At 47.2% G+C, this 286-nt stretch carries 1 protein-coding gene; it reads right to left on the reverse strand.

Annotated elements, in window-relative coordinates:
- A partial coding sequence (locus A3739_RS29765) for a hypothetical protein (protein ID WP_231877048.1) occupies nucleotides 1-286 on the reverse strand: 286 nt, incomplete at both ends.

Genomic DNA, 286 nt, shown 5'->3' on the forward strand with positions numbered 1-286 from the left:
ATACATATCACTTGGCAGATACCAGATTGGAAAGCCCCATAAGAAGTTATTTGACCACGGCCAAATAATTGAGAACCAACCATAGTCTTGCATCGTTCCATTCAAGAGTTCCTCTGCCTGTTCAGCATCAGAAGCCGTCCAGAAAGATGGTTCCAAATAACGCGTATGCGGCATTTCTTCCATGGCTAGATCACGGCCAACCAATTGAACGTCTGCCGATGCCATCTCGTCATCCGGCGCTAAATCGGGGTGCAACTCACGAGGTAGGAATACTTCAGAATGTCGT

Source organism: Oleiphilus sp. HI0067, from assembly GCF_001635735.1.